This is a genomic window from Legionella pneumophila subsp. fraseri, from assembly GCF_000586315.1.
GTDB lineage: Bacteria > Pseudomonadota > Gammaproteobacteria > Legionellales > Legionellaceae > Legionella > Legionella pneumophila_B.
The window spans coordinates 172748-186407 of sequence record NZ_KK074225.1; the positions used below are offsets into that span (position 1 = coordinate 172748).

A 13660-nucleotide genomic window follows, 5' to 3' on the forward strand; every position below is an offset into this window, starting at 1 on the left:
AAGATGACTGAGACCAGAAAAATTAAATAATAAGGTAGGTAAGGATGAATCAACGTAAATATTTTGGTACGGATGGAATACGGGGTCACGTTGGATTATCAAATATTAACCCTGAGTTTGTTTTAAAATTAGGCTGGGCAGTAGGCTGCGTTCTTGCAAACGGAGCAAGGAAAAAGGTAGTGATTGGTAAGGACACCAGAGTGTCTGGTTATATGCTGGAGTCGGCTTTGGAGGCAGGATTGTCTGCAGCTGGGGTTGATGTGGCGTTATTAGGGCCAATGCCTACCCCTGGAATAGCTTATCTAACGCAAACGTTGAGGGCTAATGCAGGTATCGTCATTAGTGCTTCCCATAATTTATTTGAAGATAATGGAATTAAATTTTTTTCAGCTGACGGAGGAAAACTTCCGGATATTGTAGAGCTTGCGATTGAAGCCCAATTAGAAAAACAGTTGCAAACGGTACCTTCAGCCAAACTGGGTAAAGCAACACGTATTAATGATGCGGCGGGTCGTTACATAGAGTTTTGTAAATCTACTATACCTTCCCTATCTCGACTATCCAATTTGAAAATAGTTGTGGATTGCGCCAATGGAGCAACCTATCATATCGCTCCAAATGTATTCGCTGAATTGGGCGCTGATGTAGTTCCTATAGGGGTTAAACCGGATGGCTTTAATATTAATCAAGAGTGCGGTTCGACAGCGCCTGAATTATTAAGAGAAAAGGTGCTTGCTGTTGGGGCTGATATTGGTATTGGTTTGGATGGGGATGGAGATAGAGTCATTTTAGTGGACTCTCTGGGAAATCTCGTTAATGGAGATCAAATTATTTATATCATTGCCAAGGACAGACATCAACGAGGTGTGCTGCATGGAGGTGTTGTAGGTACGTTGATGAGTAATTATGGTCTTGAATTAGCAATTACCTCATTGGGAATTCCTTTTCAACGCTCAAAAGTAGGTGACAGGTATGTTCTTGAAACGCTAAGAGAGAAAGATTGGAAGATTGGAGGTGAAACCTCAGGCCATATTGTTTGTTTGGATAAAACGACAACAGGTGATGGCATTGTAGCAGCACTACAAGTTCTTTCAATTATGGTGAAACAAAACAAAGCACTTCATGAGTTAACTGCAGGCATACAATTATTACCTCAAGCTTTAGTGAATTTAAAAACGAATAATGCTGCTTTGTTAGCGTCTAATCCTGATGTAATCCAGGCGGTTAAAAACTTGGAAAATCATCTTAATGGAGAGGGTAGAGTGTTACTCAGACCTTCTGGCACTGAGCCTTTACTGAGGGTTATGGTGGAAGGTGCTAATGAATCGATAGTTAAACAACAAGCACAAATGTTATGTGATGACATCAGTCAGATCGATAAAAAATTAACTGAGAGCCTAGCTTCCATTTGAGGATCTGCTTTTTAAAACGTGTAATGTAGGGGCTATTTCCAATAGCCCCTCTGTTTCACAGTATTAAGGTATTAATTACTTGTAAAAGTCCTGGAGTGGATCATTGTGTCTGCTTCTTCAAGTAATTGGTGAGATCTTGTTTTGAAAAAACAAGGCTTTTTTGAATATTCATATTCTTCTTGTCCTATTAACTTGCCGATTAGCATTCGGAAAAAATCTTCTATATATTCCCATGCTCGCATAAATCCTCTATGCCGTTTTAAAGGTTCATATCGGGGATCCTGGGTAATGAGAGGGATGGCTTCTTGGTTTGAGGTTTTTGAACCTGGTTGTACCATCAAATGTTTAATTGAAATAAGTGAATGGGTTGCCTGAATAAATAATTCCGCTTCCAAGGGATGACCTGTTTTTAATTTTATATACTGCTGATGAAATTTTTGTAATTCTTTTGGCCAATTCTTAAACTGTTGCTCTTCATCGACAGGTTCATCGAGAATAGGCAGAGCAGGTTTTAAGCAGAGAATGTTTTGTATATCTTGCAATGGATTGTCACACATGCGCTTGTATGCCAGTAACACGGATAAATCGTTTTGATTTTTTAATTCAAACAAGATGTCTTTTAAAAGTTGGAGTGCCTTGAGACTAGAAGTCTCATCTACAGCTGAGCTTTGTACGGCTTGATATAAACTCTTATACCACAGCTGTATTTCTTCTGGATATTGTTTTATATATCCCATGTTTTGTACATGAAATGAATCTATTTTTTGTTTAAGCAGGCTGGAAGATTGTGGCGAAGGGGTAATGTTGGGAGCAGATTCCTGGAGTTGAGGATTTGATAGCTTATCTGATTCATAGACTGAAGAAACCGACTTTTCTTTGGATGTTGTACCAATTACTAAGGAATTTACCTTTCCTCTGTCGATGGCAAGTGCCTCAGAATCTTCTTCAGATGAAATACTGATTTGATTACCTGCCTCATCAAAAAAGGATAAAATATTATCTTCTGATGATTCGTCGTGACCATAGAATAATGACAGGCCATTTGGTTTCCTGGATGCAACCGGAACCTCAGGAGTTGATGGCCTCAATGGTTCAGATGGCCTTGACTTCAGATCAACTTGTATTTCTCGCCCTTTCTCTATTTCCTGCTGTTTAACTGCATGAGCAGATTGTGTTGATTTCACGACAACTGGTGTTTCTTGCTCATTGAGTGCTTGTTGTTCTAAGCTAGACTCAGAATCTTGCTGAACCACTTGGGTGGGGTGCGTTGACTCCAGGATGACTGGTATTTCTTGTTCTATCTCTATATGCTGCTTTTTACCCGAAGATTCGGTGTCTTTCTGAATCATAGGAGAGGGGCGTGATGATTCTAGGACGATTGATCTTTCCTGCTCATTAGTTATTTGTTGCTTTTCTACAGTAACCTCTGAGTCCTTTTGAACCATAGGAGAGGGTCGTGTTAACTCCAGTACGACTGGTATCTCTTGCTCTACTTCTACATGCTGTTTTTTATCAGTAGATTCAAAGTCTTTCTGAAGCACTTGAGGAGGACGTATTGACTCCAGAACAGCCGGTGTTTCTTGTCCATTGCCTAGCTGTCGTTTTTCTAAGGTAGATTCAGACTCTTGGTGAATCACTTGATGAGGTCGTGTTGACTCCAGAACAACGGGTGTTTCTTGTCCATTATCTGACTGCCGTTTTTCGATGGGAGAAGCAGTGCTTTTCTGAACTACTTGGGTAGGGTGTATCAATTCCACAGTAAGAGGGATTCCTGTGTTGGCTTCTATTTCCTGTTTTTCCAATGGAGGATCAATTCTCTCGCCAGTCAGATTAGGTAAAGGTAATTGATTTAATTCAGACACAAGCGATTGGATTTGATTTGCGAGAGTAGATAAATCTTCTTTGATAGAGTTTATATCTTCGTTCTTTAGTGGCTGATTTGAAAGCAAACGCAATCGCTCGATAAGTGCTTTTGCTTCATTGGTTGTTTGCCCATGTTCTTTCAGAAAAAGATCAATTTGCTTGGCTGTTTCAAGATAAGATTGGCATAGTTTAATTTGGTTTTTTAACTCTTCTTTATGAGGATCACTTGTATTCAGGGAATCCTTATTTTCTTCAGCTTCTTGCAAACTTGGAAGTTGGTCATCCATTGTTGCAGGTAATTCGTATTCACTTCTTAATTGGCATATTTGTTTGCCAAGAGTAGGCATTTCATGAAGTTTTTCCAACGCTTGTAAATATTGTTCCTTTCTTTCCGAAACTTTTGGCATGAGAATGAGGAGAACCAAATAAAAATCAGCAGGTGAAGAGTCATAAGAAAGGCCACTCGGCAAAACAAAAGCGGGTATACTTTCTATCGGTATTTCATTTATCAGATCAATGGCATCGGGAACTAACTTCTTGTAAATAGATATATCCTCTTCATTTGAAGGAGTTTCTGGGATTGCTTTAATCAATAATTCTTGTTGTTTCACAAGCTCATGATGTTTGATCTTTAACTCTTTTTGTTGAGCTAATAATTGCAGGAAGCTAACGGAATCCTTAAGTTTTTGTTGGTTTTCAGAATAATTAGAGTCTGAATACCATGAAAGCCAGGAAGATGGGTTAAAATTAGATAATATTCCATCAATCTGATTTTGGTATCCCTGTATCAATCCTTGATGGTCTTCACTTTCTTGAAATTTCCTGATTAACTCTGCTTTTAAATCAGGTATCAGAGAGTGGTTAGTGACTGCAGTTTCAATGCGACTCAGTTCTTTAAGCAATAGTTCAATTTGTTTTTCTAACTCAGTCTCTTTTTTATTAATATCAGTTGCAGATAATTGCTTGGCGAATCGCTTTTGCAATTCATCCCATTTTTCGGAAGCGCGAGTTAATTTTTTGGTTTCCAGTTCTACTGCAGCTATAAATTTTTGTAAATTATCAACAGCATCTTCTTCTACATGGGGCTGGATGCCTAACTGAGATAAATCTGTCATTAAGGCATTCCATTGGTTTTTTAGCAAAACCAGATTTAATTTGGCACGAGCAGTGTCTATTTCCTTGCAGGTCTTGAAGAGATAACTGTAATGCCCGACTACGATTGATTTCTGAACCTCTCCGTATTCAGGGAATTTATAAGGAGGCGCTAATGGATTTTGTTTGGACAGGACTTCATTTGCTTTAGGTTCAATTTCTTTGTATAAAGGATTTAATTCACTTTTTGCGAGTTCAATTTTTTTAGCCAAATCAGAAATTTTCCTTTGCAGCTCTTCTCCTTTTTTCATTACCTCATCAAGTTTTTGCTTCTTCTTTCTATACTCTTCTTGCTCTTCAGCCAAACTGGAATATTCATCAACATATTTTTTAATTAACAATAAAAGACCATACTGGGATTCAAATTCTACAGGGGCTTTTCCTTCTGGCAGTAGGGTTGAACTAAATATTTGCTTTAAATTTAAGGGATTAATTGGTGGAGTCAAGCTAGAGATTTCATTCATTAAATGCAGTATGATTTCGTTCATTATAAAACCCTCCTGGTTAAATCATAGTAGGATTCTATCGGAATCAAACGACTAAGCAAGTAGAAAAATGTAATTTTTGCAAAAAAAATGGATAAATAATTCTGAAAAAAAACATAGATAAAGCTACACATCTGTGCGAAGTTTCGGTATATTGCACAGCTGCTCATTATTGGCTGTTTACTGATAGTCGGGATATAGTGGAAGGGATTTTGCCCGCCTATACTGGAAATTGTTGGAGGGAGTGTGAGACAAAAGATAGTTGCTGGTAATTGGAAAATGAATGGCCAGATTCAACAGGTCACTGAACTGGTTTCACAAATTGAGGAATTACTTGGCTTTGATTGCGTGGCACAGGTTGTCGTTATGCCTCCCAGTATCTACATACCCAAGGTGAGAGATTGCTTAAGCAAAGGGAAAATTGTGGTAGGTGCGCAAAATGTCTATCCGAAGGATTATGGAGCATATACCGGTGAGTTGTCAGCTCCCATGCTTAAAGATTTTGATTGCCGATATGTTCTGGTGGGACATTCGGAGCGCAGGCAATTTTTTCACGAAGATGAAAATTTTGTGGCGCAAAAATTCCACCATGTAAAAGAACATGGTATGATACCTGTTCTTTGTGTTGGTGAAACGCTCTCTGAAAGAGAAAATGGGAAAACAGAGCAGGTTATTGCTCAGCAGTTGCTTGCGGTAAGTGCAAAAGAGGAAGATTGTTTTCGTAATTGCGTAGTAGCTTATGAGCCTGTGTGGGCAATAGGTACAGGCAAAACTGCAACACCTGAACAGGCACAAAAAGTACACCAGTTTATTAGAGATCTGGTTAGAGAAATAAATGATAGTGATGCGCAACACTTGACGCTCATATATGGAGGCAGTGTTAATGAAAATAATGCAAAAGCATTATTTTCCATGCCAGACATTGATGGAGGGTTAGTAGGTGGAGCATCTTTGAACGCAAAACAATTTGTGGAAATTGTGAAATGTATCAATTGATATTAATGATTCATGTTTTAATTGCTGTAATTTTAATTGGCTTGGTTCTTATTCAACATGGTAAGGGCGCTGATATAGGTGCTGCTTTTGGTTCTGGCGCATCGAACACGTTATTTGGAAGTCAAGGTACTGGTGGCTTCTTGTTTAAATTAACTGGTGGTTTGGCAATGACATTTTTTATTACCAGTTTGATGCTGTCTTATATGGTTTCTACACAGCACCAAAAAGCAGACCAGTTGGCTATTCCACAACAAACTGGTGCTCCAGTCAGTTCAGTCCCAGTACCAGTTGAAAAAAATAATAAGAAATAACTAAAAAGATGTAGTGTCTTTAGGGCTGTTGTCTTTTGTGATGAACGAGGATGACAAAAATAAAAATAAGCCGAAGTGGTGGAATTGGTAGACACGCCGTCTTGAGGGGGCGGTGGCGCAAGCCGTGCCGGTTCGAGTCCGGCCTTCGGCACCATTTTAAATCGAGCAAGGTGAACTGATGCTATCTCAATACCTACCCGTTCTCGTTTTTATAATTGTTGCCTTGATTTTAGGCGCAGTAATGATAGGGGCTGGTTCTTTGCTTTCCAAGCATAATCCAGACAGTGCCAAAAACTCTCCCTATGAGTGTGGTTTTGGTGCCTTTGAAAGCTCCCATATTCCGTTTGATGTGCGGTTTTATCTGGTGGCTATTTTATTTATTATTTTTGATCTGGAAACAGCATTCTTTTTCCCTTGGGCCTTGGCATTACGCAAAATAGGGTGGTTTGGTTTTTATGCTATGATGTTATTTCTTGGATTATTGGTTATTGGTTTTATCTATGAATGGAAAAGAGGCGCCTTGGAGTGGGAATAAGTTTCTTTCATTCTTTTAAAATATTTGATGTAATCTTTAGTTTTAGCCATTACTATGGGAAGCAAAGGACGCTTTGCAAATCATTACAAAGCTTTTTGCTTTTTGAGGGACCTGGTTATGATTTTAGTTTGTTTGTAAATCCTGGTCGTCTTTTGCCAAAACAATAACTGAGATTATATTTTAAGCCATTGTAATAATGGTCATGTAAAACTGGATTATTAATTATTTAACTGCTTAGAGGCGAACTATGGCGGTTGCAGAACTAGAAAAAAAAGGTTTTGAGTTGACTACGGTCGAAAAATTGGTTGGATGGGCACGCAGTGGCTCCATGTGGCCAATGACATTTGGTTTGGCTTGTTGTGCCGTGGAAATGATGCACGTGGGGGCAGCACGCTATGATTTGGACAGGTTTGGTATTATTTTCCGCCCCAGTCCTCGTCAATCAGACGTCATGATTGTAGCAGGTACTTTATGTAATAAAATGGCTCCTGCTCTCAGGAAAGTTTATGATCAGATGCCAGAGCCACGCTGGGTTATTTCCATGGGATCTTGCGCCAATGGCGGGGGATATTATCATTATTCCTATTCAGTCGTTCGTGGCTGCGATCGCATTGTGCCAGTGGATGTCTATGTTCCTGGCTGCCCACCAACAGCAGAAGCATTGCTATACGGTATTATTCAATTACAAAATAAAATCAGGCGGAAACCTGTTTTAGAGGCATAAGCTCATCAAGGGTGCAGATTAGATGACAAAAAATGAGTATTTGATTGAAAAGCTACAAGCTGATTTAGCAAATCATATCACCGAGTTAACCTCCGCATGTGGTGAAGTAACTATTGAATGTGAGGTACAAAATTTATTGCCTGTCATGGTTGAGTTGAGAGATAGAGAGGAATTCTCTTTCGATCAGTTAATCGATCTATGTGGTGTGGATTATTTGCATTATGGTGATTATGACTGGGAAACAGAGTCTGCGACAGAGCATGGGTTTTCACGAGGTGTTGAGCGCCAGGAAGCCAAGGCCTATGCTGTAAACAAACCACGATTTGCTGTAGTCTATCATTTGTTATCAACTAAAAAGAATCATCGTCTACGCGTCAAGCTATTTATAGAAGAATCTCATTTAATTGTTCCATCTGTACACCATCTATGGAAGTCTGCTAACTGGTTTGAACGGGAAGCTTATGATTTATATGGGATTTTATTTGATGGTCATCCTGATTTAAGGCGGTTACTGACGGATTATGGTTTTATCGGTCACCCTTTCCGTAAGGATTTTCCACTCAGCGGAGAGGTGGAAATGAGATATGATGCAAAACTGCAAAAGGTAATCTATGCCCCTGTAGACATTGTGCCGAGAATTGTAGTTCCAAAGGTTATTCGTAATGATAACCGCTACATAGGTAATGAAGGTAGCAAAAATGATTGAACTAAAAAACTATACCTTGAATTTTGGCCCACAACATCCTGCTGCACATGGTGTTCTGAGATTGGTTCTTGAGCTAGAGGGTGAAACCATTGTTCGTGCCGATCCACATATTGGATTGCTTCACCGTGCAACAGAAAAACTAGCTGAGACCAAGCCTTACATTCAAAGCATTGGTTACATGGACCGATTAGATTATGTCTCAATGATGTGTAACGAACATGCTTATGTCATGGCGATTGAAAAGTTATTGGGTATAGAACCACCTTTGCGAGCCAAGTACATACGAACTATGTTTGATGAAGTGACTCGAATTTTGAACCATCTCTTGTGGTTAGGCGCTACTGCATTGGATATTGGTGCAATGACAGTGTTTCTTTATTGCTTTAGAGAGCGGGAAGATTTATTTGATTGCTACGAGGCAGTTTCAGGAGCACGTATGCATGCTACCTACTACAGACCAGGGGGAGTAGCAAGGGATTTGCCTGACACCATGCCGCAATACAAACCGTCAAGATGGCACAATGAAAGAGAAATTGAAAAAAAGAACCACAACCGTCAGGGTAGTCTTTTGGATTTTCTTTGGGACTTTACTGAGCGTTTTCCCCGCTGTGTGGATGAATATGAAACATTGTTAACCGATAATCGTATATGGAAGCAACGTACTGTGGATATTGGTGTCGTTTCACCAGAAAACGCGCTTCAATGGGGATTTACCGGACCAATGCTAAGAGGTTCTGGTATTGCCTGGGATTTACGCAAGAAACAGAGCTATGCTGCTTACGATAAGGTTGAATTTGATATTCCTGTTGGCAAAACAGGGGATTGCTATGATCGATATCTGGTAAGAGTCGAGGAGTTGAGACAATCCAATCGAATCATAAGGCAATGTATTGAGTGGTTACGAAAACATCCTGGTCCAGTAAAAGTCGATGATTACAAAGTAACGCCCCCACGTCGGGTGGTAATGAAACATGACATGGAGGCACTGATTCATCACTTTAAATTATTTACCGAAGGCTTTTGTTTGCCACGTGGTGAGGTTTATTCCGCTGTTGAAGCACCTAAAGGCGAGTTTGGTATCTATATGGTGTCAGATGGAGCTAACAAGCCTTACCGTCTGAAAATAAGAGCTCCAGGCTTTGCCCATTTATCAAGCTTTGATGATATGGTTAGAGGTCACATGTTAGCTGATGGAGTGGCTATATTAGCAAGCCAAGATATAGTGTTTGGAGAGATAGACCGTTAATTTAACGACATGTTTGCTTAAAGTGTGTTAAGAGATAATAAACGATATAAAGGTTTCGAAATGTCTGCTAATTCAGCAAAAATATTAAATCAATTGATGCCGGCAAAGCGTATGAGTGATATTGATCATTGGATATCAAAATATCCTAAAGATCAAAAGCAATCCGCAGTCATGAGTGCTCTTCGAATAGTGCAAGAAGAACATGGTCATTTAACAACGGAATTAATGAATGCAGTAGCTGAATATCTTGATATGCCACCTATCGCAGTTTATGAAGTAGCAAGCTTTTATACAATGTATGAACACAAGCCAGTGGGAAAACATTTAATTAATGTTTGTACCAATATCTCTTGCATGCTGAGAGATTCTGCTGGCGTAGTTGAACATTTAGAAAAGAAATTGGGTGTTAAGCTAGGTGGAACAACAGAAGATGGTCGATTTACTTTAAGATCAGTTGAATGCTTAGGTGCCTGTGTGAATGCGCCAATGATGCAAGTTGATAAAGATTATCACGAAAATTTGACTGCTGAATCTATAGATAAAGTATTGGAACAGTACCAATAGAAAATAAAGGTGTTTGCCATGGTTGAACTAAATCAAGTTTGTTACCGAACATTTCATTTACCAGAGCCCTGGTCGCTATCAACTTATGAAAGTATTGGCGGCTATAGCGCGTGGCGAAAAATTTTAAAAGAGCAAACATTACCTCAATTGATAATTGAAGAGTTGAAAACCTCCGCTTTGCGTGGACGAGGAGGGGCTGGATTTCCAACCGGTTTAAAATGGAGTTTTATGAATAGAAACTCCCCTATACAAAAATACGTAGTATGTAATTCTGATGAAGGTGAACCGGGCACTTGCAAGGATAGAGAGATTCTTACTTTAAATCCTCACCAATTAATCGAAGGAATGGCCATAGCTGGATATGTTATGGGTGCCACTGTAGGTTACAACTATATAAGAGGAGAGTTCTGGCTGCCCTTTGAGCGTACTGAGGCTGCATTAAAAGAAGCATATGATGCTGGATTGCTAGGTAAAAATATACTAGGCTCCGGCGTTGATTTTGATTTATATAATCATTTAGGTGCGGGCGCTTATATTTGCGGTGAAGAAACCGCATTGCTCAACTCGATTGAAGGAAAAAAGGGAATGCCTCGTTTTAAACCACCATTTCCTGCAAACTATGGATTATATGGTAAACCTACAACCATAAATAACACGGAAACATTTGCATCTGTTCCGGTAATTATGGAAAAAGGTGGCGAATGGTTTTTAAAATTGGGTAAACCTAATAATGGCGGTGCGAAGTGCTTTAGTGTTAGTGGCCATGTTAACAAACCTGGTAACTATGAAATCCCCTTGGGTACACCATTTAAAACTCTGCTTGATCTCGCCGGTGGTGTCATTAAAGGGCGAAAAATCAAAGCCGTAATTCCCGGTGGCTCCTCCATGCCAGTGCTTCCAGGTGACGTTATGCTGGGGTTAGATATGGATTATGACAGCATACAAAAAGCCGGCTCAGGCTTGGGTTCAGGCGCTGTCATTGTTATGGATGAAACGACTTGTATGGTAGATGCCTTGTATCGTATTTCTGAGTTCTACATGGATGAATCCTGTGGACAATGCACGCCTTGTCGCGAAGGCACAGGTTGGTTGGTCAGGTTGTTACACAGAATTATAAACGGTCATGGCGAGCCGGGAGACGTGGAGAAGCTAGTGAATGTGGCGAATAACATAGAAGGAAGAACCATTTGCGCTCTAGGCGAGGCGGCAGCGTGGCCGGTACAGAGTTTTGTTAAACATTTCTATGATGAATTTGAATATTTCATAAAGCATAAACGCTCGATCGTCGCAGCATAATTAAGAAGGTTAGACCATGGCTACTATTGAAATCGACGGTAAAACATTTGAAGCAGAAAACGGTAAAATGATTATAGAGGTGGCAGATGAGGCCGGCATCTATATTCCACGTTTTTGCTACCATAAAAAATTATCTGTGGCAGCCAATTGCCGTATGTGTTTGGTCGAAGTAGAAAATGGAAGGAAACCGGTTCCTGCTTGTGCTACTCCTATAACCAATGGAATGAAAGTATTTACAAAATCAGAGCAGGCTATACATTCTCAAAAGGTAGTGATGGAGTTTCTCCTGATAAATCACCCTCTGGATTGTCCTATCTGCGACCAGGGTGGAGAATGTGAGCTTCAAGATATTTCAATGGGTTTTGGCGCTGATAAATCAGAATATACAGAAACCAAACGCGCAGTGGATGATGATAATTTAGGAACTTTAATTTCTACTGAAATGACTCGTTGCATCCATTGCACTCGATGTGTTCGCTTCGGTGATGAAATTGCAGGAGTAAGAGAGCTGGGAGCTACAGGCCGTGGCGAAAAAATGCAAATTGGCACTTATGTAGAACACAGTATGATGTCGGAGGTTTCTGGGAATATCATAGACTTGTGCCCCGTTGGTGCTTTGACTTCCAAGCCTTATCGGTTTAAAGCCCGAGCATGGGAGTTGACTCAACATGACAGTGTTGCACCTCATGATTGCCTGGGGTCAAACATTCATATCCATACAAGAAATAATAAATTAATGCGTGTAGTTCCCAGAGAAAATGAATCAATCAACGAAACCTGGCTATCAGACAGAGATAGATTTAGTTATTTGGGATTAAATGCAGCATCAAGGGCAAGCAAGCCACAAATTAAAAGAAATGGGCAATGGGAAGAGGTCGATTGGGAAACAGCACTCAAATTTACTGCAGAAGGAATAAGCCGAGTTATCAAACAACATGGACCAGAGCAAATGGCTGCTTTCGCGTCCAGTTCTTCTACCTTGGAAGAAATGTACTTACTACAAAAATTAATGAGAGAACTAGGTGTTCAAAACCTGGATCACCGGCTACAACAAATTGATTTTAGAGATCAGGCATTTTTGCCTACTACACCCATAAGCACTTTACCTTACGCAGAAGTAGATCATCAGCATTCAATTGTTTTAATAGGATGCAATGTTCATAGGGAAGTACCTTTGGCAGGAACTCGAGTACGAAAAGCCTTTCGTAATGGTGCAAAAATTTATGCCATTAATCCAGTCGATTATGATTATCATTTTGATTTGGCTGAACGTGTCATTATTTCTCCATTGGAAATGCCTATGCAACTAGCTAAATTAGCGTTAGCGCTTGCAACCGATTTAGCATCGCTTCCAGAAGAAGTTCAAAAATTGTTAATAGGTTTAGAGGTAGATAAACAAACCAGACAAATTGCAAAATCCTTGAAAGAAGAAAAGGCCTGCCTGATAACAGGGGCAATAGTTGAAAATCATCCAGAAGCTTCTTTATTACGAACTTTAGTTGCAATTATTCAAAAGCTGAGTAATGCCAAATTAGTAAGGCTAACGACCGGAGCAAACAGTGCGGGCGCGTGCATTGCAGGCATGTTGCCACATAGAACAGTGGCTGGAAAATCAGTTTCAGAACCTGGATTGAATGTACAAGATGCCCTAAATTCCAAACTAAAAGGCTATTTTCTCATGGGGGTTGAGCCAGGGTATGATTTTGCAAATCCAGCCGGAGCAAGACAATCAATGTTAGCTGCAGAATTTGTTGTCCTGTTATCAGCCTATGATCACGAATCCATGCGTGATTATGCCGATGTCATTTTACCAGTCGCTCCTTATACCGAAACATCAGGAACATACATAAACATCGATAATACCTGGCAAACAGTGAAAGGCGCTATGCTCCCATTTGGCGAATCTCGGCCAGCCTGGAAAGTGCTTCGAGTTTTGGGTAATTTATTACACTGCAAGAAATTTGATTATACCTCCACTGAAGAGGTCTTGGCTGAAGTCAAAGAAGCAATGTTGATGACAATAGAGCATGAATGCAACCCCTATTATCCTGAATCACTGCCTGTCATTAATCAATCATTGGTAAGGGTTGGGGAATGGCCTCTTTATCGAATAGATGCTATTACTAGAAATGCAAAAGAGTTACAATTATGTGCCGCATCCGAATCTGCCTGTATAAGAATTCATCCATCAACGGCAGATAGATTGAAATTAGAAGAAATTGCTACTGTATCTCAAGGAGATATTGAGATAACATTGCCGCTAAAACGTGATGAGCGCATTGCGGTTGATGTGGTATGGGTGGCAAATGCAATGCCAGAAACAGTTGACCTGGGTCACTCGTTTGCTGCAATAACAATAAAGCGCTAAAA

Annotated in this window: 11 protein-coding genes and 1 tRNA gene; 11 read left to right on the forward strand and 1 reads right to left on the reverse strand. The window is 39.9% G+C overall.

Translation table 11 applies throughout. The features are described from left to right. Nucleotides 1–44: 44 nt before the first annotated feature. A complete protein-coding gene (gene glmM, locus CC34_RS0112370; RefSeq protein WP_027228775.1) occupies nt 45–1412 on the forward strand; it encodes a phosphoglucosamine mutase in 1368 nt (455 codons plus the stop codon). A 71-nt stretch (nt 1413–1483) separates the two neighbouring features. Here the strand turns inward: glmM and CC34_RS0112375 are convergent, their stop codons facing one another. Beyond that, the gene (locus CC34_RS0112375; protein ID WP_028379026.1) at nt 1484–4915 is read right to left on the reverse strand and encodes a hypothetical protein; all 3432 of its coding nucleotides are present in this window, start codon (nt 4913–4915) and stop codon (nt 1484–1486) included. Between the two features lie 243 nt (nt 4916–5158). On the opposite strand from CC34_RS0112375, the gene tpiA reads away from it, so the two are divergent. From tpiA to nuoG, 10 genes are all read left to right on the forward strand, one after another. After that, nucleotides 5159–5908 carry a triose-phosphate isomerase gene (gene tpiA, locus CC34_RS0112380; protein ID WP_027228777.1) on the forward strand — a complete coding sequence of 250 codons (750 nt, stop codon included), beginning with the start codon at nt 5159–5161 and terminating at the stop codon, nt 5906–5908. Further along, nucleotides 5896–6219 carry a preprotein translocase subunit SecG gene (gene secG / locus CC34_RS0112385; RefSeq protein ID WP_027222919.1) on the forward strand — a complete coding sequence of 108 codons (324 nt, stop codon included), beginning with the start codon at nt 5896–5898 and terminating at the stop codon, nt 6217–6219. Before tpiA ends, secG begins: the two co-directional genes overlap by 13 nt. Nucleotides 6220–6288: 69 nt before the next feature. Continuing rightward, nucleotides 6289–6373 (forward strand) — tRNA-Leu (locus CC34_RS0112390). A gap of 24 nt (nt 6374–6397) precedes the next feature. Continuing rightward, the gene (locus tag CC34_RS0112395) at nt 6398–6754 is read left to right on the forward strand and encodes an NADH-quinone oxidoreductase subunit A (protein ID WP_027222918.1); all 357 of its coding nucleotides are present in this window, start codon (nt 6398–6400) and stop codon (nt 6752–6754) included. 247 nt (nt 6755–7001) lie between these two features. Continuing rightward, nucleotides 7002–7478 carry a NuoB/complex I 20 kDa subunit family protein gene (locus CC34_RS0112400; RefSeq protein ID WP_010948477.1) on the forward strand — a complete coding sequence of 159 codons (477 nt, stop codon included), beginning with the start codon at nt 7002–7004 and terminating at the stop codon, nt 7476–7478. Nucleotides 7479–7500: 22 nt separating this feature from the next. Continuing rightward, nucleotides 7501–8184, forward strand: coding sequence for an NADH-quinone oxidoreductase subunit C (locus tag CC34_RS0112405; RefSeq protein ID WP_027222917.1), 684 nt, complete (start codon nt 7501–7503; stop codon nt 8182–8184). Next, a complete protein-coding gene (locus tag CC34_RS0112410) occupies nt 8177–9430 on the forward strand; it encodes an NADH-quinone oxidoreductase subunit D (protein WP_027228778.1) in 1254 nt (417 codons plus the stop codon). Before CC34_RS0112405 ends, CC34_RS0112410 begins: the two co-directional genes overlap by 8 nt. A gap of 60 nt (nt 9431–9490) precedes the next feature. Continuing rightward, the gene (gene nuoE, locus CC34_RS0112415; protein WP_027228779.1) at nt 9491–9994 is read left to right on the forward strand and encodes an NADH-quinone oxidoreductase subunit NuoE; all 504 of its coding nucleotides are present in this window, start codon (nt 9491–9493) and stop codon (nt 9992–9994) included. 18 nt (nt 9995–10012) lie between these two features. Beyond that, nucleotides 10013–11290 (forward strand): NADH-quinone oxidoreductase subunit NuoF, encoded by a 1278-nt coding sequence (nuoF, locus tag CC34_RS0112420; protein WP_028379595.1) that lies wholly within the window; start codon nt 10013–10015, stop codon nt 11288–11290. Between the two features lie 16 nt (nt 11291–11306). After that, nucleotides 11307–13658, forward strand: a complete 2352-nt coding sequence (nuoG, locus tag CC34_RS0112425) for an NADH-quinone oxidoreductase subunit NuoG (protein ID WP_028379027.1) — start codon at nt 11307–11309, stop codon at nt 13656–13658. Nucleotides 13659–13660 lie beyond the last annotated feature (2 nt).

What these genes read in the sequence shown, in the direction of transcription:
- CC34_RS0112405 (WP_027222917.1), top strand. Translation starts at nt 7,501, where the DNA reads ATGACAAAAAATGAGTATTTGATTGAAAAGCTACAAGCTGATTTAGCA.
- CC34_RS0112400 (WP_010948477.1), top strand. Translation starts at nt 7,002, where the DNA reads ATGGCGGTTGCAGAACTAGAAAAAAAAGGTTTTGAGTTGACTACGGTC.
- CC34_RS0112395 (WP_027222918.1), top strand. Translation starts at nt 6,398, where the DNA reads ATGCTATCTCAATACCTACCCGTTCTCGTTTTTATAATTGTTGCCTTG.
- nuoG (WP_028379027.1), top strand. Translation starts at nt 11,307, where the DNA reads ATGGCTACTATTGAAATCGACGGTAAAACATTTGAAGCAGAAAACGGT.
- CC34_RS0112375 (WP_028379026.1), bottom strand. Translation starts at nt 4,915, where the DNA reads ATGAACGAAATCATACTGCATTTAATGAATGAAATCTCTAGCTTGACT.
- secG (WP_027222919.1), top strand. Translation starts at nt 5,896, where the DNA reads ATGTATCAATTGATATTAATGATTCATGTTTTAATTGCTGTAATTTTA.
- nuoE (WP_027228779.1), top strand. Translation starts at nt 9,491, where the DNA reads ATGTCTGCTAATTCAGCAAAAATATTAAATCAATTGATGCCGGCAAAG.
- nuoF (WP_028379595.1), top strand. Translation starts at nt 10,013, where the DNA reads ATGGTTGAACTAAATCAAGTTTGTTACCGAACATTTCATTTACCAGAG.
- glmM (WP_027228775.1), top strand. Translation starts at nt 45, where the DNA reads ATGAATCAACGTAAATATTTTGGTACGGATGGAATACGGGGTCACGTT.
- CC34_RS0112410 (WP_027228778.1), top strand. Translation starts at nt 8,177, where the DNA reads ATGATTGAACTAAAAAACTATACCTTGAATTTTGGCCCACAACATCCT.